At 59.8% G+C, this 23,729-nt stretch carries 20 protein-coding genes; 14 read left to right on the forward strand and 6 right to left on the reverse strand.

The genetic code is table 11. The features are described from left to right. Positions 1–35: 35 nt before the first annotated feature. Positions 36–1,157 (reverse strand): PEP-CTERM sorting domain-containing protein, encoded by a 1,122-nt coding sequence (locus ACQK2L_RS22835; RefSeq protein ID WP_425399362.1) that lies wholly within the window; start codon positions 1,155–1,157, stop codon positions 36–38. A gap of 576 nt (positions 1,158–1,733) precedes the next feature. On the opposite strand from ACQK2L_RS22835, the gene ACQK2L_RS22840 reads away from it, so the two are divergent. The 6 genes from ACQK2L_RS22840 to ACQK2L_RS22865 all read left to right on the forward strand — a co-directional run bounded on the left by ACQK2L_RS22840 (position 1,734) and on the right by ACQK2L_RS22865 (position 11,448). Further along, on the forward strand, positions 1,734–2,300 hold the full coding sequence (locus ACQK2L_RS22840; protein WP_425399363.1) for a sigma-70 family RNA polymerase sigma factor: 567 nt from the start codon (positions 1,734–1,736) through the stop codon (positions 2,298–2,300). After that, the gene (locus ACQK2L_RS22845) at positions 2,300–3,916 is read left to right on the forward strand and encodes a hypothetical protein (protein WP_425399364.1); all 1,617 of its coding nucleotides are present in this window, start codon (positions 2,300–2,302) and stop codon (positions 3,914–3,916) included. Before ACQK2L_RS22840 ends, ACQK2L_RS22845 begins: the two co-directional genes overlap by 1 nt. 39 nt (positions 3,917–3,955) lie before the next feature. Continuing rightward, the gene (locus ACQK2L_RS22850) at positions 3,956–4,405 is read left to right on the forward strand and encodes a hypothetical protein (RefSeq protein ID WP_425399365.1); all 450 of its coding nucleotides are present in this window, start codon (positions 3,956–3,958) and stop codon (positions 4,403–4,405) included. Between the two features lie 83 nt (positions 4,406–4,488). Further along, complete coding sequence (locus ACQK2L_RS22855) at positions 4,489–8,574, forward strand: dockerin type I domain-containing protein (protein WP_425399366.1); 4,086 nt, start codon at positions 4,489–4,491, stop codon at positions 8,572–8,574. A 66-nt stretch (positions 8,575–8,640) separates the two neighbouring features. Then, the gene (locus ACQK2L_RS22860; RefSeq protein WP_425399367.1) at positions 8,641–9,627 is read left to right on the forward strand and encodes a DUF1559 domain-containing protein; all 987 of its coding nucleotides are present in this window, start codon (positions 8,641–8,643) and stop codon (positions 9,625–9,627) included. Positions 9,628–9,729: 102 nt separating this feature from the next. After that, on the forward strand, positions 9,730–11,448 hold the full coding sequence (locus ACQK2L_RS22865; protein ID WP_425399368.1) for a PQQ-dependent sugar dehydrogenase: 1,719 nt from the start codon (positions 9,730–9,732) through the stop codon (positions 11,446–11,448). Between the two features lie 398 nt (positions 11,449–11,846). On the opposite strand, the gene ACQK2L_RS22870 is transcribed toward ACQK2L_RS22865, so the two are convergent. From ACQK2L_RS22870 to ACQK2L_RS22885, 4 genes are all read right to left on the reverse strand, one after another. Next, the gene (locus ACQK2L_RS22870; protein WP_425399369.1) at positions 11,847–12,536 is read right to left on the reverse strand and encodes a phosphonatase-like hydrolase; all 690 of its coding nucleotides are present in this window, start codon (positions 12,534–12,536) and stop codon (positions 11,847–11,849) included. Beyond that, a complete protein-coding gene (locus ACQK2L_RS22875; RefSeq protein ID WP_425399370.1) occupies positions 12,529–13,698 on the reverse strand; it encodes a TIGR03364 family FAD-dependent oxidoreductase in 1,170 nt (389 codons plus the stop codon). The genes ACQK2L_RS22870 and ACQK2L_RS22875 overlap by 8 nt, the downstream gene beginning before the upstream one ends. A 31-nt stretch (positions 13,699–13,729) precedes the next feature. Then, positions 13,730–15,115: a DUF5690 family protein gene (locus ACQK2L_RS22880; RefSeq protein ID WP_425399371.1), complete on the reverse strand. Its 1,386-nt coding sequence runs from the start codon at positions 15,113–15,115 to the stop codon at positions 13,730–13,732. Positions 15,116–15,272: 157 nt separating this feature from the next. After that, positions 15,273–16,454: an AI-2E family transporter gene (locus tag ACQK2L_RS22885; protein ID WP_425399372.1), complete on the reverse strand. Its 1,182-nt coding sequence runs from the start codon at positions 16,452–16,454 to the stop codon at positions 15,273–15,275. Positions 16,455–16,691: 237 nt separating this feature from the next. On the opposite strand from ACQK2L_RS22885, the gene ACQK2L_RS22890 reads away from it, so the two are divergent. The 7 genes from ACQK2L_RS22890 (at position 16,692) to ACQK2L_RS22920 (ending at position 20,904) form a co-directional block, all read left to right on the forward strand. Beyond that, on the forward strand, positions 16,692–17,111 hold the full coding sequence (locus tag ACQK2L_RS22890; protein ID WP_425399373.1) for a CsbD family protein: 420 nt from the start codon (positions 16,692–16,694) through the stop codon (positions 17,109–17,111). Positions 17,112–17,127: 16 nt separating this feature from the next. Further along, complete coding sequence (locus tag ACQK2L_RS22895; protein WP_425399374.1) at positions 17,128–17,577, forward strand: hypothetical protein; 450 nt, start codon at positions 17,128–17,130, stop codon at positions 17,575–17,577. 24 nt (positions 17,578–17,601) lie between these two features. Then, entirely contained in the window at positions 17,602–17,784 is a 183-nt protein-coding gene (locus ACQK2L_RS22900; protein WP_425399375.1) for a hypothetical protein, read from the forward strand. Between the two features lie 4 nt (positions 17,785–17,788). Then, positions 17,789–18,244 carry a phage holin family protein gene (locus ACQK2L_RS22905; protein WP_425399376.1) on the forward strand — a complete coding sequence of 152 codons (456 nt, stop codon included), beginning with the start codon at positions 17,789–17,791 and terminating at the stop codon, positions 18,242–18,244. Between the two features lie 58 nt (positions 18,245–18,302). Beyond that, positions 18,303–18,494 (forward strand): hypothetical protein, encoded by a 192-nt coding sequence (locus ACQK2L_RS22910; protein ID WP_425399377.1) that lies wholly within the window; start codon positions 18,303–18,305, stop codon positions 18,492–18,494. Between the two features lie 92 nt (positions 18,495–18,586). Beyond that, positions 18,587–19,414 (forward strand): ABC transporter permease, encoded by an 828-nt coding sequence (locus ACQK2L_RS22915; RefSeq protein WP_425399378.1) that lies wholly within the window; start codon positions 18,587–18,589, stop codon positions 19,412–19,414. 83 nt (positions 19,415–19,497) lie between these two features. Beyond that, positions 19,498–20,904: an arylsulfatase gene (locus ACQK2L_RS22920; protein WP_425399379.1), complete on the forward strand. Its 1,407-nt coding sequence runs from the start codon at positions 19,498–19,500 to the stop codon at positions 20,902–20,904. 6 nt (positions 20,905–20,910) lie between these two features. On the opposite strand, the gene ACQK2L_RS22925 is transcribed toward ACQK2L_RS22920, so the two are convergent. After that, the gene (locus ACQK2L_RS22925; protein ID WP_425399380.1) at positions 20,911–22,341 is read right to left on the reverse strand and encodes a DUF1501 domain-containing protein; all 1,431 of its coding nucleotides are present in this window, start codon (positions 22,339–22,341) and stop codon (positions 20,911–20,913) included. A 369-nt stretch (positions 22,342–22,710) separates the two neighbouring features. Here ACQK2L_RS22925 and epsC point away from each other — a divergent pair, with 369 nt between their 5' ends. Further along, the gene (epsC, locus tag ACQK2L_RS22930) at positions 22,711–23,634 is read left to right on the forward strand and encodes a serine O-acetyltransferase EpsC (RefSeq protein WP_425399381.1); all 924 of its coding nucleotides are present in this window, start codon (positions 22,711–22,713) and stop codon (positions 23,632–23,634) included. Positions 23,635–23,729: the final 95 nt, after the last annotated feature.

A 23,729-nucleotide genomic window follows, 5' to 3' on the forward strand; every position in this document is an offset into this window, starting at 1 on the left:
TGCCATTGCTTTGTCGGCCTTACAGGCTCTACGTATCAAGACTTCCTGCGGTTGGCGATTCCCAGGCACAGTACGCCCAATCCGACCAACGTGGCCGTGGCGGGCTCTGGCACCCGGGCGACACGCACCGCGTCGGCGATCACAAATTCGTCTGCGCCATTGGTCATGGTCACGGTGATCGAAGTGCCCATCGGAACAAAGGTACCAAGCGACTGAAAGTGCTTGGCAATCCCAAAGTCGTCGAGTTCGTACGCATCGGCTAAGGGTTCGAGCTCCTGATTCACCAAGACGGTCTGATCGCCACCATCGATTCCACTGATGGTATAGGGGACGTTCTGCCCACGGTTGGCGTGGGGCAACCAAGTCGTCGAAACGTCGACTGGCACGCCAGGCGTGAGGCCATCGAAAGTCCACTCCGAGCCCAGTACACCACTGTGACTCGCGGCACCGTCCTCCAGGTCGTACCAGTGGTCCTGGTTGTAACCCGATACCGTCGTGTTGTAGCCGTAGTTGTTCCAGATCCAGAGAGAGTCGCCACCATTGGCCCCGGTGCCTGTGCCTTCGCCCAAGAACGTGTGGGTTGGATCGCCGTCGTCCACCACGGTACCCTTGCCCAAACCGGGAAGGGTCGAGACTCCAGGCATGGTGCTGATGCGAATCGAGTCGGCCATCATAAAGACATCGCTAGTGAGTGCATCGCCGTCGTCGGCCAGGCTCACGGTGAGGTCGCCATCGCTCACAGTGACCTGTCCCAGGTTTTTCCAACCGATTGGCTTGCCAGATACCAGTTCGTAGAAGTCCCTGGTGGAGTTTTGCTGATCGACAACCACGTCGCCCAAGCCATCGCTCACGGTGAAACGCGCCGTCGTGGTGCGGTTTGGCTCAGCCGTCCAGTTGGCCGACACGTAGTAGGTGCCATTGGCCAGCCCGGAGAAGGACCACATTGACGTGGCGTTGTTGTTCGCACCCGACTGATAATGCTCTCCTAGTCCCAACCCCGTAAACGAATTGTCTGCCCAGTCTCCCGGGTCACTCACGCCGTGCTCCGCATCGCCAAAAACAATGATGGTCTCAGCATGGGTGTTGCTCAAAGACAAGAAGGTTACAGCAAGCAAAGCTGCCACGACCCCGTAGCACTTACCAAAGATTCCACTCATTAGGTCGCTCCCAGAGAATTGTTGAGGACTGCGGCACCCCGCTTCTCAGCAGCCCCCTGCGCTGCATGGTGAAGCGGTGCTTCCATCCAGGTGTCAAAACATCAGACGCGCGCTCTTCTAGTTCTTGTTCCTAACGCCTGTCAGCTAGAAATATTTTTGGTGTGACACGCCCGCCATCCCCCAAAAAAGTCCCGCCATCCCCGCAGCATTGTGTTGATCCAGACCTTCCTCGGGGAGTAATGTAGAGAGGCCTGTTGGATTGCAGAGAAAAATGGAAATATGTCCAAATTCAGCAGCCACTGATCCTTTCTTCTCGTCTCAAGCTTTGCAGAATGTGGAGGCTCCTTCCTTCAATACACCTCGAATTGCCGTGTGACGCGCAAATTTGAGTTCTTTGACTTTTTTCTCTGCAATTTGTACTTCCGTTTCACATATCCCATTGTGGCGGTGCAAAACGGGCGGTGGGAAACGGGGAATACCTGCATGACGGTAGGCTTCTCGGCCACCAAGTCAGTGTTGTGCCCACCGGAATTGGGCATGAGTATCCTCTAGGTGCCACCGACACAGAATTGCCTCATGAAGAGCTCCTCCGAAAAGCAAACCAACCGCGCGAAACTCGATAGCGACTACATGCGATTGTGGGCGGCGAACCAGCGACGCGTTCACGGGTTCATCCTCACGTTGCTTCCCTACGGGCTTGATGCCGACGAAACACTTCAGGAGGTGAGCATCACAGCCTGGGAGAAATACGCGGACGTCGCCAATGACATCGCCGGCTCGTCGGAGGCCTTTGTCAAATGGGCATGTGCCATCGCAAGGTTTAAAGCACTGGACTGTATTCGCAAACGAAGTTCCTCCGGCCGTATCGTGTTCAGCGATGAATTGGTTGAAGAGCTCGCCATTTTGCAGGAATCGCAAGCCGAGTACCTGGAATCGAGAAACGACGCCCTGATTGGCTGTATTGCCAAGCTCAGCGAGCGCGATCGAAACCTGCTACGTGGGAGATACGAGTCGGAGATGTCTGTCAAACAGATTGCCACCGCCGTAGGACTCTCGGTGCGAAGCGTGTACGCCTCGTTGCAACGCATTCGACTGTCCTTGCTGCGGTGTGTGGAAGTTACCCTGGATTCAGGAAGCGTGTAGTGGACGACCCCAACCAACAACCCGTTCGACTCGCTGAACTCATGCAACTCGTGAGCGCCTGCCGCGAAGGCGTGGCGACCGACGAGCAGCTCTTGCAACTCCGCAAGGCACTGGAGTCCAGCCTCGATGCACGGCAAGCGTTCGTCGAGTTGATGCATCTCGAGAACACGCTGAGCTACCAACTCAGCGGCCACCCTCAGTCCGGGTCGCTGCTCCCCACCGAAGGCGTGTCGCCGATCGATGCGTCCAGCAGTCTCCCCCCGAACACACCACTGAGCACGCTTCGCTCTTTGAAGCAGTTGGAATCTCACTCCGATGCCCGAACATGGTCGCTCCACCGCGTCGCCTGGGCCGGCCTCCTGGCGTCGTGCCTGGTATTGGCGGGCTGGCTGTTTGGGCGGCATTCCCAGAACGACTCCAAGCAAGTAGCAGTCGCCTCCGGCGGCACTGCCCAAGGCGACGACCAGCAAGGCTCCATCCCGCTGGCAGCGGAGATCGTGTCGTATTCTCCCGGGTCGCGTTGGGGACTCATGAACCTGGCAGTCATGCCCGGCGGCACCAGCCTACGTCCCGGGCAACCGGTGCAGCTGGAGAGTGGAACCGCAAAGATTCGTTTCGCCAACGGCGGTATCGTGGTCTTGCAGGGCCCTGCGGTGTTGGAAGTGCAATCGGGCGAAGCCGGCTTCCTGCGGGTGGGCAAGGCGACGCTTCTCACTTCTGAAGGTCGCGGACCGGTGCAACTTACAACTCCCAGCAGCAGAGCAACCGTCCGCAACGCCGATCTAGGTGTGGTGGTGAACGAGACCGACGGTTCGGCGGATGTCTGCGTCCTGGCGGGCAATGTCGAGGTCGCGCTGCTGAACGACGTGGGCATCGAATTGAAACGTGAAACGATTGCCGAAGGGTTTGCCGGTCGTTTTCAAGCATCGCGGCGCGCGATGTTCCGCATCGAACTCAACGAACAGACGTTCATCCGAGAAGTCCCCGAGGCCTACATCGCCTATCACAATCTCCCCGGATTCCCTGGCGATCAGGTGGATTTTGAAGGTGCCCTCGGAATGGACTTTGTCGTGAAAGACCCCATCGAGATTACAAAACTTGGGGTGTTTGATAGCGATGCCGACGGGCTGCGTCGCACCATCACGGCTGAGCTGTGGTCGCGCAACGAAGCAGGCACCGCTTATCGATTTGACGACGACTTTGGCGGCGATCTGTTAGTGCGAGAGGTATTCACCGAAACCAACCCGGGCGACTTGGTCGCGTCGAATCGATTCAAGTCGCTTCGCACTCCGCTCCACCTGGAACCTGGCGCGTACACCATCGTCGCCTATGGATATGGCGAGGAGGAACCAAACGGCAACGAGGGGGATCGTTTCCGAATGCTACCCAAAGCTCAAGAACAGGCAAGCTACCGGAAGTCGCTTGCCTCCAAGACACTAGACGACGGCCGTGGCGCCATTCTTTTTGTTGGTTCCGCGCGGTTTGCATTCCGGCCAGGTGTCTTTCCTGCCATCGTCGATCCTGGAAGTGTCAATCGCTACCGTGCTGGCACCTTCGAGTTCAGACGCGCGAAACCGGAGAGAGATAAGCGCGCAACTCAAGACTATTCGATCTAAGGTCCTAGCATACACAGTTGGATGAGGAGCCCCTGACGCGTGCGATATGTACACATAGTTCGAATAGCGGCGTTGGCCTGCATCGTCGTTACGACGCTTGGCTGCAGCGGAAACTCGCGTCCCAAGACCATTCCCATATCGGGCTCCGTCAGTTACGGCGGAGGCGAGTGGCCGGCCGCCGGACAAATCCACTTCCTGCCACTGGAGCCCGCCGAAGGATACCCTCGCCGCCCTGCCCTGGCCAACTTCGACGCGGACGGAAACTTCGATTCCCCTACGTCCTGGGAACCAGGCGATGGAGTCGTACCAGGCAAGTATCGCGTGTACATCGAGTGCTGGAAGATCAAACCAACCATCGACGGGCCTCCACCGGTGAGTTATGTAGCCGACGAGTTCATGTCGGGAGCCATGTCGGAAATTGAAGTGGACATCACAGTCGACTCGCGGAACGAATCATTCCATTGGGACATAACGCCGCGAAACGGGTAAAGCAACATCTACCCGCGTACCTCAGACAGATCAAGCCATCTGAACGGGATTCTCTTCGAATGCACAGCCTAAGGACATCAATCATGAGTGGTTTCACGCTGTCCCTGATATCTCAACGGACGCGCCTCCTCACGAGCCTCCAACTATTCTGTTTTGCAGCCATCGTTGGCGTCGCCGACCGCGGAACAGCTCAAGTCATCGCCCTGGAAGTCCCGTCGCCGTTGGCTGGCAACCAAGGCTTTGGCGGTGAACTTGGCATGGACTTCGACGTCACCACGTTCGACATCGAAGTCACCTCGCTGGGCATCTTCGATTCATTGCAGGATGGCCTCACTGGTGCTGCCACAAGCGTCCACGTCGAACTATGGGAGCGAGACAACAACGGAACTCCGGATACGCCTGGCGATGACACGGGCGTCTCGGTTCTCGCATTTCAGACTTTCACGATGGGAGACGATGGCACCCTTATGGCAGGAAGCCGGTTCAAGGACATCTCGACGCTCACCCTCACGCCTGGAAGCTACTCAATTGTGGCAGGTGGCTTCACTGCAGACGACCCGCTGTGGAACTTTGGCATCCCCGGTTCCACCACGGAGCAACTCTCCACCATCAACGGCAGCGGCGGGAACGTTCGCTTCGTGGGTCGCAGCAGATACGGTGCTAATTTTGCCCCAGGCAGCTTCCCTGGCGTCGTAGACGTAGACTTGGTGAACCGATACCACGCTGGCACATTCATCTACGAACAAACGGTCGACTTCGATGTCGCGTTGAAGCTGGAAGTCGATCGCGACACCGGCGAGCTCACGATCGTCAACCGCACTGGATCGAACACCACGATCCTCAGCTACGCCATTCGATCGGCCAACGGCTCGTTGGATCCGATGTCCTGGACATCGATCGCCGAAAACTACGATGCAGATGCCCCGCTGCCCGATGGTGGCAGCGTGGACCCCGACGACAGCTGGGTGGAACTCACCAATCCCGCCAACCGCACCGACCTGAGTGAACTGGAAGTCGGCGGCATTGGACCTTCCAACGGGGCGACACTTGGACTTGGTCAGTCCATCGATTTGGGCGTCGACGCTTGGATCAGATCTCCTACAGAAGATATCACGTTTACCTATCTGCTCTCGGACGGTTCTATCGTCGAAGGCCTTGTGGAGTTCTTGGGCACCACGCAGACGCAGCCGTACATGGTGGGCGATTTGGACTTTAACGGAACGCCGTACGAAGTCGCCGACTTCACTTCGGTGATGCTTCCTAACCTGATCAGCGATTTGGCATCGACGCTGTCTCCAGCGGAAGCATATCAGATGGGCGACATGAACGGCGATCTGCGTGTGGACGAATTGGATTTCCGCATCTTCAAAGAAGCCTATCTCGCTCAAGGCGGTTCCCTGGCGTTGCTCACCGGTACCACTGTTCCCGAGCCAGCCACTTGGATTGTCACCTTCATCTTGGGAGCTCTCTGCATGACTTGCGTGAGAAAGTCGCACGGCGTACTTGGCAAACCAGTGCGAGCTTGGTTGGCAGTTGGTTGCTTCGTAGCTCTCGGCATGCTCCAGCAAGCGGACGCCCAAATTGTTGCACTGGAAGTTCCCACTCCGCTGGAAGGAAACCAAGACTTCGGTGGCGAACTTGGTATGGACTTTGTCGTTAACGAATTCCCCATCGAAGTCGGCTCGCTCGGTTTCTTCGACTCGCTGCAGGATGGCATCATGGGCGCTGAAACCAGTATTCACGTCGAAATCTGGCAGCGTGATGACGGAGGAACACCCACGGACCCCGCCGACGACACCGGCATCGCTGTTGTCGCGAGTAACACCTTCACTTTTGGAAATGACGGCACTCTCAGTGGAGGAAGTCGCTTCCAGGACATAACGCCTGTCACACTCGCGCCTGGCAGTTACACCATCGCAGCTGGCGGATTTACGGCGGACGATCAACTCTGGAACTATGGAATCGGCTTCGACGACACTCAGCTCTCCACCATCAACGAATCGGGCGGTATCGTGCAGTTCGTTGGGGCGTCCCGATTCAGTGCTCAGTTCGCTCCCAACAACTTCCCTGCCTTCTTCGATGGCGGGCCGGAAAACCGTTACCACGCTGGTACCTTCAGCTATTCTTTTGACGTCGAGCCCCTCGTCCTGGAGGTAAACCTCACATCCGGCAACGCGACGATCCTGAACGAAGGAGACGACACGTTCGACATCGATACTTACAAGATCCTCAGCGACACCGGCGGCTCTGGCTCGCTCGACAACAGTTGGTCGGGGTTGGGTGGCGACTGGCTCAAAGGTGGAGCCTCGGATGCTTACGCTCTCTCGGAGTTCAATCTCGGATCGTCGCTGGTCATCGGCCCCAGCGGAAACCACTCGCTGGGTGGTGTATTCAATACGAGCACCGGAGCCGAGGATCTGAGCTTCGTCTACACCACCGGAGGACTGGTCGTGATGGAGGGCACCGTCCGCTACGTCACCGGCGGCGTCGATGCCGACTTCAACGGCGACGGCACCGTGAACATCGCCGACTACACCATCTGGCGAAACTCCCTGGGCGCCACCGGAATTACGCCCTACGACCTGGGCGACGCCGATGGCGATGGCAACGTCACCTCCACCGACTACGATCTGTGGAAGTCCAACTTCGGCACCGGCGCCGCTGCGGCCGTTGCCACGGCCCAGGTCCCCGAGCCCTCCAGCGTGGCTTTGATTGCCATCGCTTTCGCCGGAGTCTTGCTTGCAGGATTCCGTAGTCGCACAGCATCCCTGCGTTTGGCACCGGCCCGCGCGGTTGTTCGGTCGTCGCTGGCTCTGCTGGCTGCCGCCGTGTTGAGTCAGGTCAGTCTGGCCGATGTCACCAACGACCGACTGTATCTGTTCGGTGACACATCGGCGGAGGACGCCGCCAACGCACCGGGCTCGGTGGTTGGCAATGGGCCGAGCAACGTTTCCCCCGGAAAAACACTGGACGACCAAGGCCCGAGCGGTGCCTACGACGACCTGAACCAGAATGGCGATCCGGTTTACGCCGACGTCGGACCCGGTGGCCTCAACCGGCCGGGTGCTGGTGTCGGCGACTTGGGCATTCGATTTCTCGGCGGCGACGACCGGCTGTTCACCGACCAGGAGAATACCTTCGCCCTGAATCGTCCCGATGAACTGGCAGGGCCGACCTCGGTCGGAGTCGATACACCCATCCTCCCCAGCTACCCCTTCAACTACGACGGCATCACCGCCCGTGGTTTGCAGGCGTGGGTGTACCCCGACCAAAGCGCACTCGGCACTGCCCGTCAGGGCGTGGTATTTGATACCGTCGCCGCTGGTGGCGTTGCGATTACGGCCGATGGCTATTGGACTCAGGTGAACGATGGCCACTTCTCGGACAACAGTTTCCCGGTCATCCAGCAGGTCGACGGCGACCAGTGGAGTCACGTGATGCATCACATTCACCGCACGAACGATCCCGGCGCCCCGGGCGTGCTTCCAGGCACAGGCTCCAGCGACCTCGGTTTCACCGCGGTGCTCTATGTAAATGGCATCGCAGTATCGGCCAACAACGACACTCCTGCACCCGGTGACATGTTCGCCGGGATGCGAACCGGAGCCCTGGTAATCGGGGCCGAAGAAGTCTCCGGCGATGGCATCACGGCTGCGTTCGACAACCACTTCCAAGGTGTGATCGACGACCTGGAAATGTACGTCTACGGCGACAACTCCAACCTGACCGGTCCTCCAGCGGGACAGGATTACGGCCAGTTCGACTTGTTTGCCGACAACAAGTGGATCGCGGACGCCATCACCAGCACGGTTCCTGGCGGGGAGCTCAAGACGGGCGACATCAACCGCGATGGGAATGTCGACTCGCTCGACATCGACGCGTTTGTCGATGGTTGGCTGAGCCAGAAGGTTCTCGTCGGCGCTCACAACAGCGCTACCGTCGGCGACTGGGAGACCTGGGGATGGGGCGACATGGACCACGATGGTTTCGTGTTCATGAACGACGCCTACTTGCTGCACGAAGCGCTGCTGGCCAATGGGCAAGGTGGTTTGGGCATGTTTGGCTTCCCCGGCGGCGTGCAGGTGCCTGAACCTTCGAGTGGTGCCATCGCCCTGCTGTCGGCGCTGGCTATCGCACGCGTGGCGACCAAGCGGGCGACTTCCAAGTGACACCCAACTAGTTTTCGCATGAGAACTGCAACGAGCAGGACCCTCAAGCCTCGAAAGGACAATACCGTGAGAAACCGAGCCACTCAGGGAAGAACTAAACCGTTCTCGGCAATCGCAGCGTTCACACTGGTCGAACTGCTGGTGGTGATCGCGATCATCGGTATCCTGGTAGCCCTGCTGCTGCCTGCGGTGCAAGCCGCGCGCGAAGCCGCTCGGCGTTCCCAGTGCACGAACAATCTCAAACAGATTTCGCTCGCGCTGCACAACTACGAGTCGGCTCACGGAAGCTTGCCCAACGGTTCCACGGCCAGCTACTGGACAGGGCTCGGTGGCACGTGGATCATTCGCATCGCTCCCTACATGGAGATGCAGAACATGTCCGACCTCTACAATCCCGCACTCGCAGTGCAGGATCCGGCGAATCGAGCGGCCATCACCACGGTGATTCCCGCGTTGATTTGCCCCAGTGATCCAACGAGCAACATACCCCTGCAAGGTGGCAACGACTTCCAGCCCTACAATCCCAAGGGTGCAATGGCGCTGTGGTATCCAGCCTCGATGGGCCCCACGCGCGACGGAACCGCCGTCGGCAACTCCTGTACCTTCTGCCCGCATCGCCACCCGAGTTGGTGTTGCCTGGGACACGACTATGGGCGTGGTGGGTTCAAGGATTTCGCTGGGCTGATTGCTCAGTCGGACGATTCCGTGAAGCTCCGCCAGGTTACCGATGGCCTGAGCAACACCTGGATGGTCGGGGAATCGATTCCTTCGCATTGCTCGTTCAACGGTGCTCATAGCCATAACTTCGCGGTGGGCGGAACCTCCATCCCGCTGAACACGATGATCTCCAACGAAGGTGAGAACAACACCAAGTGGTGGTCGGCTTGTGGTTACAAGAGCTTCCATACCTCCGGCGCCCACTTTGCTATGGGCGACGCCAGCGTGTCGTTCATCTCCGACAGCATCGACTACTACGTCTACAACGCCAAAGGCAGTCGGGCTCAGGGCGAGACCGATACACCTCCGCCCGAGGACGTCCCCGATCGTCGGTAGGTCGACGCCGCTTCTTGCGACAAGCCGGACTCCAATCCCTTCACTCCCTCCCAGGTGGTGACCCGGGGCATCTACGCCCTGGGTCACCGCGCCTGGTTCGCTATGCCCAACCCAGTCCAACTTCCGCCCCGACTCGAAGCTCGACGACTGCTGGCGATGATCACCTTGCTCGCATGCTTCCTGCATGGCGCGGCACTGGCGGTTACCCCACCGCCAGTCGAGTCGGGAGACTTGCACGTCCGCTTGGAAACGATCGCTGCGGGACTCGATAGCGTGCCGAGCGAGTTGCTTCCCATCGATCTTGCCGAGTTTCCCGATCAGAGCGGGCGATTGCTGGTCGGTACGTTTGGGGGCACGCTGCGAGTGATCGACGAAACCGCCGGCCTGCTGCCCGATGCGTTCATGACACAGGGGCAAACCAACAACTCGGTCATCGGCGTCGATGGCGATCATGGGCTGACCTCTGTGATGTTCCACCCCGACTTCGCCGACACGGTCGCTCCGGGTTATGGCAAGCTCTACACCATCACGTCCGAACTCACCGGCTCCGGCACCGCCGACTTCGGCGCTGGCAGCCACCATCAAAACGTGATCCGCGAATGGGACCTCTCCGCCGGCGGAAACACCATCGGCTCGAACACCTTCCTCGGCTCGGTCGCCAACTCGCGCGAGGTGCTTCGTTTCGATCAGCCCGGGCCTTTCCACAACGTTTCTGATCTTGCTTTTGACGACGACGCTTACCTCTACATTGCGGTGGGCGATGGAGGATCGAACCCCAGCACCGCGCAGAACGTTAACACCGCGCTGGGTAGCGTGCTGAAGATCGATCCACTCGATCCCACCACGACCGCTACCGGCCGAGGGGCCGCAAGCAACAACAACCAGTATCGGATTCCCAGCGACAACCCGTTTGTCGGCGCCAGTGGCCTCGACGAAGTGTGGGCGTACGGTTTGCGAAGTCCGTGGCGATTGAATTTCGATAGCATGACAGGCGACCTGTGGGTTGGCGACGTCGGGGCCGGTAGACGAGAAGAGGTCGATCTGGTCCAGCGGGGCGACAACCATGGTTGGAGCACCTACGAAGGAACCGCTGGCGTCGCCGCCCCTGACTCGATCGTTGGGTTTACGTTTCCTGTGCTCGAGTACGACCGCGACGAAGGGGTCACCGTGATCGGCGGCTTCGTATATCGCGGTTCTGCGATTCCTGCGTTGCAAGGCAAGTACGTGTTCGGCGAACTTGGCCAAGGACTGCCCACCTCGCGATTGTTCTATGGCGAGATCGACCCGCAAGCGGACGACTATGGAACGATCTACGAGTTCCAAATCGATCCGACCGGCGCGCTCTTTCCCGGCGACACCGCCGGATCGACCAACCTGCTGCCCGACCGAATCATCAGCATTGGCGAAGACAGCCAAGGCGAACTGTACATCATCGCCGGACAGGACCCGCGGACGCACACCCCCAGCGCTCCAGGCGGATTTGTCATCCGCATCGACCCGGCGGCCTACGTGCCTGGCGACTTGAACGGCGATGGCGTTCCCTTTCAATACGACGACTTTCACGACGTGATGCTCAACTACCTCATCAGCAGCCACCCCACGCTCGACCCTGCCGAAACCGCGCTGTTCGGCGACTTCGATCGCGACCTCGACGTCGACGAAGACGATTTCCGCTACTTCAAACAACGCTACTTGGAACTCGGCGGCAGTGTCGCCCTGCTGGCTGTGCCCGAGCCACCGACTGTCGCTCTCGTGGGCATCCTCTTCGCCGTCTTGCTCTACCAGCCGGCCCGACGCACCCTGCGCTGCTTGCCAGCGTAAGGGGGTTTTGTCCCAAAACTCCATCCATTGGCCCAAAACCCCAAGCGTTTTGGTCCCCTAAGGGTCGAACAACCCCTTATTTTCTCGGCAATACCATTCGGGGGGTGCGACTAAACCCGCCGCGTTGTTCCCCGCATGTTTTCGTTGGGGCAAAACCCCGACGGTCGCCGTTCGCTCCGCCGAACGAGCGCGCAGCTACACTCGCCCAGAGCTTGGACGCCCAACAAAGACATACGATGATGCGGCCACAAAGACGTTAGTGGCGCGTCGTCCACCGTCTGGTGACGGTAGCTACCGGTGGCGAAGCAGATATCGCCCCACTCATTAGATCACGCCGGCGCGCGATTTCAACGCCGATTCTTTTACACTTGCGTTTTCTATAGCGCGGCCAGCAACGGCTACTTTGTGCACTCTTTTGTCACGACGGCATCGACCAACTCCGAGAGATTCTGCAGCACGGCCGTGGGTCCCGCTTCCAGCAGTTGCGCTTCGGATTGAGCGCCAGTGGTGACGCCAAAGGTCATGCCGCAGCCGGCGTTCTTGCCTTCGTCGATGTCGATTTGCGAGTCGCCCACTTTGGCGACAGCCTCGGCAGAAGCAACGCCGGTCAACTCCATCGCCTTGTAGATCATGTCGGGGTGCGGGCGGTTGTTCGGTACGTCGCTGGCGGTGACCAAGGCGTCGATCTGGTTGCCAACTTCCCAGCCCAACTTCTCGACGAGCGACTCGGCCGTCGCGCGGTCGTATCCCGTGTTCAGCACCGACTTGATGCCGTGCTGGCGCAGCGCGGCAAACACATCCGCCGCGCCCGGCTGCTCGCGAACATTCAAGTCTCGATACGCGGTCGCCAGCCGCTGTTTGAAGTCGGCGAAGATCTTTTGCACCTCTTCTTCACTGTGCTCCTGGCCGTCGAGCGCGAGCACGTCGCGAATCGCCTGCGACTTCTCCTTGCCGGCACCGTAGGCTTGCACCTGGTCCTGCGTAAATTCGTAACCGGCCGCGTTCACCGCCGCCCGCACGGTCTTGTAAACCACGTTATCCTCGTCGACCGTGGTGCCGGCCATGTCAAACACAACGAGTTCAATCACGATAGATGCTCCTCAAGTCATGCTGGGCGAATCCGGCGCTGCTGGTCATGCCCTTGCCGCCGATCGCCGTGGCGATGTGAATGTTCGGTTCGACCTCTTTAGTGAAAATGCCCGTTGGGTGGCTGGTCTGGCAATACACGCCATACCACGCGGCCTCGACGTTCCAGCTCGGCAGGTCGAAGATCTTCCGGCCTTCGGCAAGGAAATAGTCGTTCACGTCGCCGCGCAGCTCGAACGAAAACTCCTCGCGGGCGGGGACGTACTCGTGCGAGTCGCCAACGATGATGCCGCCGTCGGGCTCCTGCTTGAATAGCATGTGGATTCCGAAACGTTTGTCGAAACTCTCCTTCGGTTCGCGAGCCTTGATGGCCGACCACGACGCACACTCGCTGAAGCTCTCGTAGCGGCGAATCGTCAGCCCGGTCAGCACGTTGCCTGGCAATGTGGCCTGCGGTTGGGGCTCGAGTCGTAGCATCTGCAGCTTCACCAGTTCGATGTCGCTCTCACGAAATACCTGCGGATACAGCAGCTGCAACTCGGCGCCGCAGCACAGCATCACCTTCTCCGCCCGCACCGTATGCCCGTCGGTAGTGACGACCGTGACTCCGTTGGACGAAGGCTGCAGTTCGGCAACGCAGGTCCGAAAGAAGCACTGAAAGCCCGGCTGCTCGCGGAGATAACCGTGCAGCCGCTCGATCAATAACCGTGGCGTTACGGACAGTTCTTCCGGAAAATACAACCCGCCGCGGCAATAGTCGCTGCGAAGCTGCGGGTAGCGATCCCGGCATTGCTGGGCAGTCCACAACTCGGAGGGATAGTCGACCGCGGTGTTGCGCTGGTGCAGTTCCTCCAGCAGCGTCATCTCTTCCCGGTCGCTGGCCAGGTAGATGCTGCCGAGTTGCCGCATCGGCAGCGGCCACTGCTGGTGGATGGAGTGGTAGATCTTCAGACTCTCCCGCCCCAGAGTCTGCCACTCGTGATTCATGCCCGATGGGACCACCTGCCCGAAGTTTCGCACCGAAGCCCCTTGTGGCGCGGCAGTGCGCTCCACAAGCACCACCCGCAAGCCTCGCTTCACCGCGTGGTAGGCGTAGAAGGCGCCGAGGATGCCTCCGCCGATGACGAGCAGATCGGTCTCGCCGCTGGGATGATCGGTTTGCATGGCTGACTACGACTGACCTCCGACTCGCAATTCAAGATGCCGTGGCGGGATTCGGTTCGGGCTCGCCGGCCGCCGGGAAGTCATCCGCGACTTCAACGTTCGACGTAACCCGGTAGTAGTGAACGATCAAAAACACGGCGATGGCCATGCAAATGATCGCTACACCCATCGAAATCCACAACAACAATGGCAGGTAAGTCATCTCACCCGACGATAGGTTTCGGTAGACCATCACTCCCACGTAACCAAGGTAGCCGATGGCGTCGGCCAGGTACATTAGGTACCCGATGGTGGCCGTTTCGCGAAACGTGGCGATCATTCGCTCGAACACTGTGGTATGGATGATCACGTAGGGAAGGTACATCCCGGTGCCCAACAGCACCATAAAGACCATGGGCGCAAAGACTTCGGACTGCTGCTGTCCACAAAGTCTCGCCATCGCCGAGAAAGCGCCTGACTGCTGGCCCACCACCGTTGCGCCCACAATCAAAAACCCTGCGCAGAATATCCCTAGTGAACCGAGAAACGCAGCACGATTACTGCGAATCCAGATCGTTAGCCCTGTAACGATCACCACCGCGATCATTACGAAGAACTCCGACCAACCAAACACATCCGGCTCGCCGTCGACTCCAAGTTCCTGCCAGATCTCGACAGCAAAGTCCTCGCGGATACTCCGAACGATGGTCAGCAGGATGTAAATGATAATGATGCCGATCAGCCCTGTGGCATGTCGCCGGAAAAAGCTGTGGCGTGCTTGGCGATTCATCGTGGTTCGTCGAGTGCGTCGCTTCTCGTCTTCGGCTGTTGGTGGAGGTATTTGCGACAGCAGCCACACCGACAGCAGCAGTGGCACGACAAAGATCAAACCCGCCAGGAATGGCATCCAGTAGTCGCTGACGTCATGGTAATCAATCAATCTTCGGCCCACGGACTTCACGGCGCCGGAGCCAAAGATGAAACTCGCGCACAGCCCGGCCGACAGCGCCTCGGTCACTTGCCGGCCTTCCAGAAATCCCAAGACGAGGCCAAAGACCATGCCCAATGGCAACCCGTTCACAAACAGCCAGAATACGTTCCAACCTGGCGGCGTCACGGCGAACAGCAACAGCGCCAGTTCGGCGACGCCGATTAACCCCAGCACCCCTACCGCTCGGTAACGTGGCGGCATCTCCGACACCACCTTGATGCCAATGAACTTCGAGATCGTGTAGCCAAGCAGTTGGGCGGCCACCAACACCAACTTGTAGTCGACACCCTGCCAGGGGCTCTCGTCGAACGTGGCCGCTTTAAAGGGCTGCCGAAAGGCGTACATACAAAAGTAGGTGCCAAACGCCGCCACGATACAGTAGGCGGAAAACACCGTGGGCGGCGCATGAGAAAGCCAGTTGCGCACGCGGAGACCTTGCTGTTGCATGAGCCCGATTTGTAAAGATTAGGTGAAGACACGCAAGCCGCCCAACCGCTCGCCACTGCAAACTAACAGACAGTGGCAAGCGCCGTAAAGTATGCCCGCAATGCCGAATGCTCGATGGCTCTCTGCAGTCGAACCATCGGCGTCACCGCCAGCCGAGTTAGCGTCCCAGGAACACGCCCAACGGCTCGAGTCGCGGTTGGCTGTCGCAGAAGATTTTGAGAATCAGCAAGTACGGCACCGCCAGAAAGATTCCGCCAATCCCCCAACACCACCCGCCCAGGAAAACCGCAATCAGTATCACGACAGGATTCAGGCTGACCGACTTTCGAAGCACCGAGGGTGTTACCACGTTGGCCTCCACCCCATTGGCCGCCAGGTAGATGGCGGGGGCGAGCAGCGCGTGGGGCAGCGAATCGAACTCCGCGGCAGCGACCACGAACACCACGCACGTACCGATCACCAACCCCGCGAACGGAATGTAGTTCAGCAGCGCCGCCAGCACTCCCCACAGCAACGGTTGAGGCATGCCAATCAACCACAGCCCGCAACCAATCACGGCGCCAAGTCCAATGTTGATAAGCGTAATCGTCCCCAAGTAGGTGGACATCTTGTGTTCCACCTCCTTCGCCAGGAGCACGGTGTCCCACTTTTCTGTCCAGGACTTCTTCAGTTGCACCGCCTTCTCGAGAAACTGATCGCCGGCGGCCAACAGAAAGAACAACAGCGACAACGTAATGCCCACGGACGCGGCAAAACTCCCGGTGGTGTTCAGCAGTTGGCTGGTCAACGCGGGTTGCTCGACACGGACCTCGGTGAGTTCGTTGCTCTGCTCGCCCTCTGTCATGGACGTCAGCTTGTCGAGTTCCTCCTCCGCCTCGGCAATGCTTTCCAGCGGCCCTCCCATGCCTTCGAGTTGTTCACGAACCGAGTGGAGGCTCGTTGGCACTTGGTCGAGCCAGTGGTTCGCGGGCACCCAAAGAGATCGCGCGACGACGACCAGCACCACAGTGAACGCCAGAAAGACAACCAAGGCCGCAGCGATTCCCGGCAGGCCCGCGCGCGTGAGTTGCCTTCGCACTGGCTTAAGCACTAACCCCAGCACCACGGCCATTGCAATGGGCTGCAGAATCGCACGGGCGAAATACAGCGTGTGGAACACCGCGAGGATCGCCAGCACAACAAGCAATAGCCGAATGCGGCGCAGTTCGACACTGGCAGGCGTGGCGGAATCGCCCGAGTCCTCGGGCGCGGCCGCAGGTTGCAACCCTTTATCCACCCGCTGATGGTGTCGGGCAGCACCGGGAGTCTCGCTCTTAGTAGGCACCGTTTCGTCGTTCATCGCCGCCTCACGGATTCGACGCACCAATTACTGGAGGAAATCGACACCACTTCGAAAAGTAATACCCACCAGCACTTGGCGAGTCTATAATAGTCACCAGGCTTTTCAAAAACACCCGGTGAGGTGTTCGAGGTCTCGATAAATTGGGTCCTCGCAACTTGGGTCGCCGGGCGGCCTCGGGGATAGTTGCGATTCTACTGAACCAGGTAACAAGAATACCAGCGGTGGAGAAGAAAGATGGCCACACAAAGTCAGATTCAAGGCGGTTGGACGGAACTTAAGGGGAAGGTCAAGGAAGCCTGGGGACAGCTGAACGAAGACGAGTTGCGTGAGTTCCAAGGCAACCTCGATCAGTTCGTGGGCTGGATTCAAAGGAAGACCGGACAAAGCCAAGCCGAAGTGGAGCGCTGCCTGGCGGATCTCGAGCAGCGGTTCCGACCCGTCTTGCAGCAAGTGACCGAAACCGCTCGCGAGTACTACGAACAGGCCGTGGGCACTTCGGGCGAGGCGGTGGATCGCGTGAAGGGCGAGATCCAAGCCCAGCACGCCAAAGCCGAACAGTTGGTTCGCCGGCGACCGATGGAGTCGGTGGCCGTTGCGTTCGGCACAGGGCTGGTGGCCGGGGCAGTTGTCGCATTGATTCTTCGCTCGAAGTAACCGAGGTATCCCCGCTATGGCCTCGCCGAACTCTGGCCACTCGGCATCCTCCGACCCAGGATCCAATGGCCGACCCAAACCCGATCCCGCAGAGTTGCGAGCGCGCATGGCCAGCGTGCGCAGCGATCTGGAGCGAGACATTGCCGGAGTGTCGCACAAGGTTCACGATGCAACGCACTGGCAGTACTACGTTAAGAAGTTCCCCTTCGTGTGCCTGGGCGCAGCCATGATTGCTGGCTATGCGTTGGTGCCTTCGCGAAAGCAAGAGCCTATTGCGCTGACCGACGAGCAAATCAAGGAGTTGGCCGACGCCGGTAAACTTCACATTGCTCCGGAACCCAAGGGCAACCAAACCGCCAGCATGGCGCAACAAGCGGGGCTCGCCCTGGGCTCCATGGTCGCCCGGGCTGGTTTGGATTACTTGGGAAAGATTCTCGCGCAGCAAGGCATCAAGAAGGACGAATAACCACCGAGTTTGCAGGCACCCACGATGAACGTTACTCCGACACAAGAAGTTCCTAGGCCCGCGGAGCAGGCGCCAGATCAAAACACGACCGCAAGCGGAGTGCAGGAGAAGGTTGCGGAGTGGATTGGAAACCATCCGGTGCTGCTATTGGGGACCGGCGTGGTCCTCGGTGCGACGATCGGATGGTTGGTGAAGCGAAAGCAGTAATGCCATGAACGACGTCGCAAAACCTCCCGCCAAACAATCGTCGCGGCACCTTATTCGCAACTTGCTCGAATTGGGCGAATTGCAAATTCTGCTGATGCGCGCGGACGCGGCTGCGGCCATCCAGGCCACCCGAATTGCCGCCATCTGCGTGGCAGTCGCCTTGTGCTTGTTGCTGGCCGCCGCGCCTGTATTATTGCTGTCTCTGGCCGCGTGGCTGGAGACCTTCGAATTCTCCAAGCCCGCCAGCCTTGGGCTGGCAGGCGGAGGCGGTGCGCTACTGGCCGGCGGCCTGCTGCTGACCGCCCGCTCGGCCGTGAACCGCGGCCTGGCGATGCTGTCGGATACCGTGGACGAGTTGGTGCAGAATATCGATTGTGTCAAACGAGGACTCGCCGACGCACAAGAAAGCGAAGGTTCCCACGAGAAGGCTTCACAAAACGGGCGAGCTGGCAGTAGTTAATCCGCTGGCTGGAAGTGCAATCCTGAACGAGATCACACGTAGAGGAGATAGAATGGAGATGTACGAGACACCTGCTGACTCGAGGTCGCACCAGGATCACCCGCCGGAGCAAAGGGACCGAACGGACATGCACCCGATCCCCGATTTCGTCGACTACGTTCACGAATATGCTCGACAAAAACCGCAGGTGGTCGCACTCTGCTGCTTGGGCGTGGGGTTTGTCCTCGGCTGGAAGCTGAAGCCGTGGTAGATTGAAGGCCGTGCCGAGCGCAGCCTGCGGCAACGAATTCACCATGACTAGCTGCTACTGCTCTCCGCGCTGCGTGAGTCTGGAACAAGGGAATGTCTCGCCAACCTGCAAGTGATTTTCCGTTCTACGTAGTGCTCGTCTTGATCAGCAGCACCTACTTGCTGCTGATCGCCGCGATGCTGGTGGCCGACGCAGTGTACCTGTTCGAGCCGCCGACGGCCGAATCAGCCGATTCGGACCGCGCGGGCAATGCGATTCTCCGGTCGTTGGCCGATCCGAACATCCAGTACTCCATCTGGCTGAGTCTGGTTTCCACCTCGATCACGGCCATCCTGTCGCTACTGTTCGCGGTACCGATTGGCTATCTCTTCTCGCGACATCAGTTCTGGGGGAAGAACTTCCTGGACGCGATGCTCGACATTCCGTTCGTGTTGCCGCCGCTAGTCGTGGGCCTGAGCTTGTTGATCCTGTTTCAGTACTTCGACGAGTCGATCCGTTCGCGCATCGTCTACCAAGTGCCAGCCGTGATCCTCGCGCAGTTTGTCGTGTCTTGTGCACTGGCGGTGCGCGTGATGCGGGCGACGTTCGACCAAATTGAGCCGCGACTCGAACAAGTCGCGCAAACGCTCGGCTGCAACCGCAGCCAGGCCTTCGCCCTGGTCGTGTTTCCCGAAACCACCCCCGGCCTGATCACCGCCGGCACCTTGGCCTGGGCTCGGGCGTTGGGCGAATTCGGGCCGCTGCTGGTGTTCGCGGGTGCGACGCGCGGCAAAACGGAAGTTCTCTCCACCACGGTGTTTCTGGAACTCAGCATCGGCAACCTGCCGGGCGCGGTGGCCGTTTCGCTGCTGATGATCGCCATGGCGTTCGTGGTTTTGGTGATTGCACGCCGCTGGGGATCGCGTCACCTGACGCTGTAGCGATTCTTCGCCACGCGGTATGATGAGGCTTGCGGGTTGGTAAAACCGCTTCCATTCGAACAAGTCCCAGCGAAAGGACTCCGATGATTCGTTACCTTCCATCGATTGCCGCCGCCCTGCTCTGCTTCGCCTCGCACGCACCGCTGGCTTTTGCTGAGCAGGATCAGCCGAACATCATCTTCATCCTGGCCGATGATCTGGGCTATGGCGACCTTGGTTGCTTCGGCCAACAGAACTTCGAGACGCCGCACCTCGATCAGATGGCCCGCGATGGAATGAAGCTCACCCAGCACTACGCCGGCAGCACGGTCTGCGCGCCGTCGCGGGCTTGCTTGCTGACAGGCACGCACACGGGGCACGTTTATCAGCGATTCAACGGTAACATCCAGTTCCGCGAAGACCCGCACGACATTACCGTCGCCAAAGTATTGAAAGAGGCCGGTTACCACACCGCCATGATCGGCAAGAGCGGACTTTCCTGCCGCAGCGAAGACGGCGCCATGCCCAACCGCAAAGGCTTCGATCACTTTTTCGGTTACATCGGCCACGGCGCGGCCCATCGTTACTATCCTGAGAAGCTGTATCGCAACGGGGCGGAAGTGCTCTACCCCAACAATCACGGCAAAGAGGGCGATCAATACAGCGGCGACCTGTTCCTGGCCGACGCGCTGGACTATCTCGAACTACACGCGGGCCAACCGTTCTTCTTGCATCTGTCGCTGCAGCAACCGCACGCGGACCTGGCCGCTCCGGACGAGTGGAAGGAGCCCTTTGTCGACAAATTCGACGACAAGCCTTTCATAGGAGATCACTATCGGGCGGAACCACATCCCAAGGCGACCTTCGCCGGCATGGTGACCTACCTGGACGACACGGTAGGCAAGATTCGCGCGAAGCTCGAAGATCTGGGCATCGCCGACGACACGCTCATCATCTTCAGCAGCGACAACGGAGCGATGAGCGAGGGCGGCTGGAGCCGCGAGAACTTCAATAGCAGCGGCCCCCTGCGTGGCGGCAAACGCGACCTGTACGAAGGCGGCGTCCGCGTGCCAACCATCGCCTGCTGGCCTGGAAAGGTTGCCGCGGGCAGCGAGTCGTCGCACATTTCCGCCTTCTGGGACTTCCTACCCACCGCGTGCGACGCCGCCGACATCGACACACCCGACGATCTCGACGGCATCAGCTACTTGCCAACCCTGCTAGGCGAAGGCGACCAACCAGAGCACGAGTACCTGTACTGGGAGTTCTACGAACGAGGCGGCAAGCAAGCGGTTCGCTGGGGCGACTGGAAAGGCGTGCGACTAAACGTCAACGACGCGCCCGACGGTCCCTTGGAACTGTACGATCTGTCGACCGACATTGGCGAAACCAACAACGTGGCCAGCAAACATCCCGACGTCGTAGAGAAACTGGCCAAAATGATGGACAAAGCCCACGTCGATTCCACGCTGGTATCGTTCGGCAAACGCGCCAAGAAGGCGAAACAATAGGCCGCGCTAGACAATAATGTCCTTCACCACGTGGCCGGCGACGTCGGTCAGGCGGAAGTCGCGGCCCTGGTAGCGGTAGGTGAGCCGCTTGTGGTTGATGCCCAGCCGCTGCAGCATCGTGGCGTGCAGATCGTGCACGTGCACCACATTCTCCTCCGCGTTGTAGCCCAGCTCGTCGGTGTTGCCATAGGTGACGCCCGGCTTGATACCACCACCGGCCAGGAACATGCTGAAGCCCTTGATGTGGTGGTCGCGCCCGAGGTTCGAGTTGCTGCCCTTCTTCTGGGCCATCGGCGTGCGACCGAACTCACCGCCCCACACCACGAGCGTGTCGTCCAACAATCCGCGTTGCTTCAAATCGCGGATCAGCGCGGCGGTCGGCTGATCGGTTGCGTTGCAACAGATATCCATGTACTTGCGCAGCCCGCCGTGGTGGTCCCAACCACGGTGGTACAAGTGAACGAACCGCACACCCCGCTCCGCCAAGCGCCGGGCGACCAGGCAGTTGTAGGCGAAGCTGCCGTCGGCCCCCTTCACGCCGTAGCTGTCGAGCACGTGCTGCGGCTCGTCGGAGATGTCGGTCAACTCCGGCACGCTCATTTGCATGCGGAACGCCAGTTCGTACTGGGAGATACGCGTGCTGATCTCCGGGTTGTGAACGAGCGACTCTCGCATGCGGTCGAGTTGCCCAATCGTATCGACCACGTCCTGCTGCCGCGAGCGGGTGACGCCCGCCGGATTCGAAACGTAGTGCACCGGGTCGCCTGCGGAGTGGAACAAAACGCCCTGGTACTTGCTCGGCAGGAACCCGCTGTGCCACTGACGCGAAGCGATGGGCTGAGGGTTGCGTCCAGCGCGGCTCACCATCACCACAAAGCCCGGCAGGTCGTCGCTCTCGCTGCCGAGGCCGTAGTTGACCCATGCGCCCATGCTCGGCCGACCGGAAATCTGCGTGCCGGTGTTCATGAAAGTGTGGGCGGGATCGTGATTGATCTGTTCGGTCTTTAGCGAACGGACAATGCAGATGTCGTCCGCGATTCCCGCGATATGCGGCAGGTAGTCGCTAATCACCTGCCCGTTTTTGCCGTGCGCGCGAAACTTGGTCTGCGGTCCCCAGCAACGGAGTTGCTGGCCCTGCAACTGCGCGATCGGCTGTCCGGCGGTGACCGACTCGGGCATCGGCTCGCCGTCCATCTGGGCCAACTTGGGCTTGGGGTCGAACGTCTCCAGGTGCGACGGACCGCCTGCCATGCACAGGAAGATCACTCGCTTGGCCTTGGCTGGGTAATGCAGCGGCTGCACTACTCCTTGGGAGATCTGGTCCTGCACAGCCTTGGCGGCAGCACCGGCATCGCGGGCCAGCAGTTCGCCGAGGGCCAGCGAACCCATACCCAGAGAAGTGGTCTTCAGAAACGTACGGCGAGAATCGTGCGACATGAGTTCCTGGAGGGCAGGAGGAACGGGAGGCGGGAAGCTCACCCGATTATAACAGCTTTCCCCGCCTGCGGGTAAACCGTTGCGAGTCAGGCAGAATCGCTAAATTCGGCCTATCTGGAATGCCGAGTTTGCCTTTGGACATTTGCCGAGACGACCAAATCGCCGTAGAATGTGGCCAACATGGGCAAACTTTACCGCCATCCGCTGCACGCACTCCCTTTCGCACGCTGCGTCTGTACCAGCCCGGCGTAAGCGCCGGACCCTGCGCCCGTCGAGCGAAGCGGCACGGCTGCCGCCGCTCTCCCTTTCTCTGCTAGCTGCCCCGCGCTCCCGAACTAACGAGCGCTCCCACCGGAAGGAACGTGACCCATGGCGACCGATTTCCGCCTGAAAGACCAACTGCCCAAGCTTACCAAGCGACTGGTCGAAACCTACGACAACCTCGGCACCATCAACCACCTGGGCCACTGCCCGCTGCCGAATTATGACGAAGTGATTTCCGTTATTCACGACCTGAATGAAATTCTCTTCCCAGGATTTCGCCGCCGCGAAGGACTGCACCGCGGTAACGTGGAGTTCTACGTCGGCGACCTAGTCGATCGTTTGCACGACTGCCTCACTCGCCAGATCGGTCGAGCGCTGCGGCACGAAGCTGGCGCCACCGACACTTGCACCGAAGACGAAGATTACGAGGCGCTGGGCCAGGCCAAGACGCTGCTGTTCCTCGACCGCCTGCCCGAATTGCGCAGCACGCTGGCCACCGACGTGCAGGCCGCCTACGACGGCGACCCCGCCTGCAAGTGCCGCGACGAGGTGATTTTCTGCTACCCGGGCCTCGAGGCAATCACCGTCTACCGCCTGGCGCACCTGCTGTACGAACTCGACATCCCGTTCATTCCGCGGATGATGAGCGAGTGGGCCCACAGCCGCACCGGAATCGACATTCACCCCGGTGCGACGATCGGCGACTACTTCTTCATCGACCACGGCACCGGTGTCGTGATCGGCGAGACCTGCCACATCGGCGAGCACGTGAAGATCTATCAAGGCGTGACGCTCGGCGCGCTGAGCTTCGATACCGATGTCGAGGGCAATCTGGTTCGCGGGCAGAAGCGTCATCCGACGATCGAAGATCATGTGGTGATTTACGCCAATGCCACGATTCTGGGCGGCGAGACGATCATCGGCCACGATGCTGTCATTGGTTCTAGTGTGTGGATCACCAAGAGCGTCGGCCCAAGGACCACCGTGCTGCTGGAAAAGCCCCAACTCCGCATGCGAGCCGAGGTGTAGTTTGCTCCCTCGCCGGAGGCCCACTTGCCTCCGCGAGCACCGATAGCGTCCTATACAGCGAGGTTGTGGTCCCGCATCACAGCACGTGCTAGACT

It is taken from the genome of Aeoliella sp. (assembly GCF_965227375.1).
In the GTDB taxonomy this organism is placed as follows: domain Bacteria; phylum Planctomycetota; class Planctomycetia; order Pirellulales; family Lacipirellulaceae; genus Aeoliella.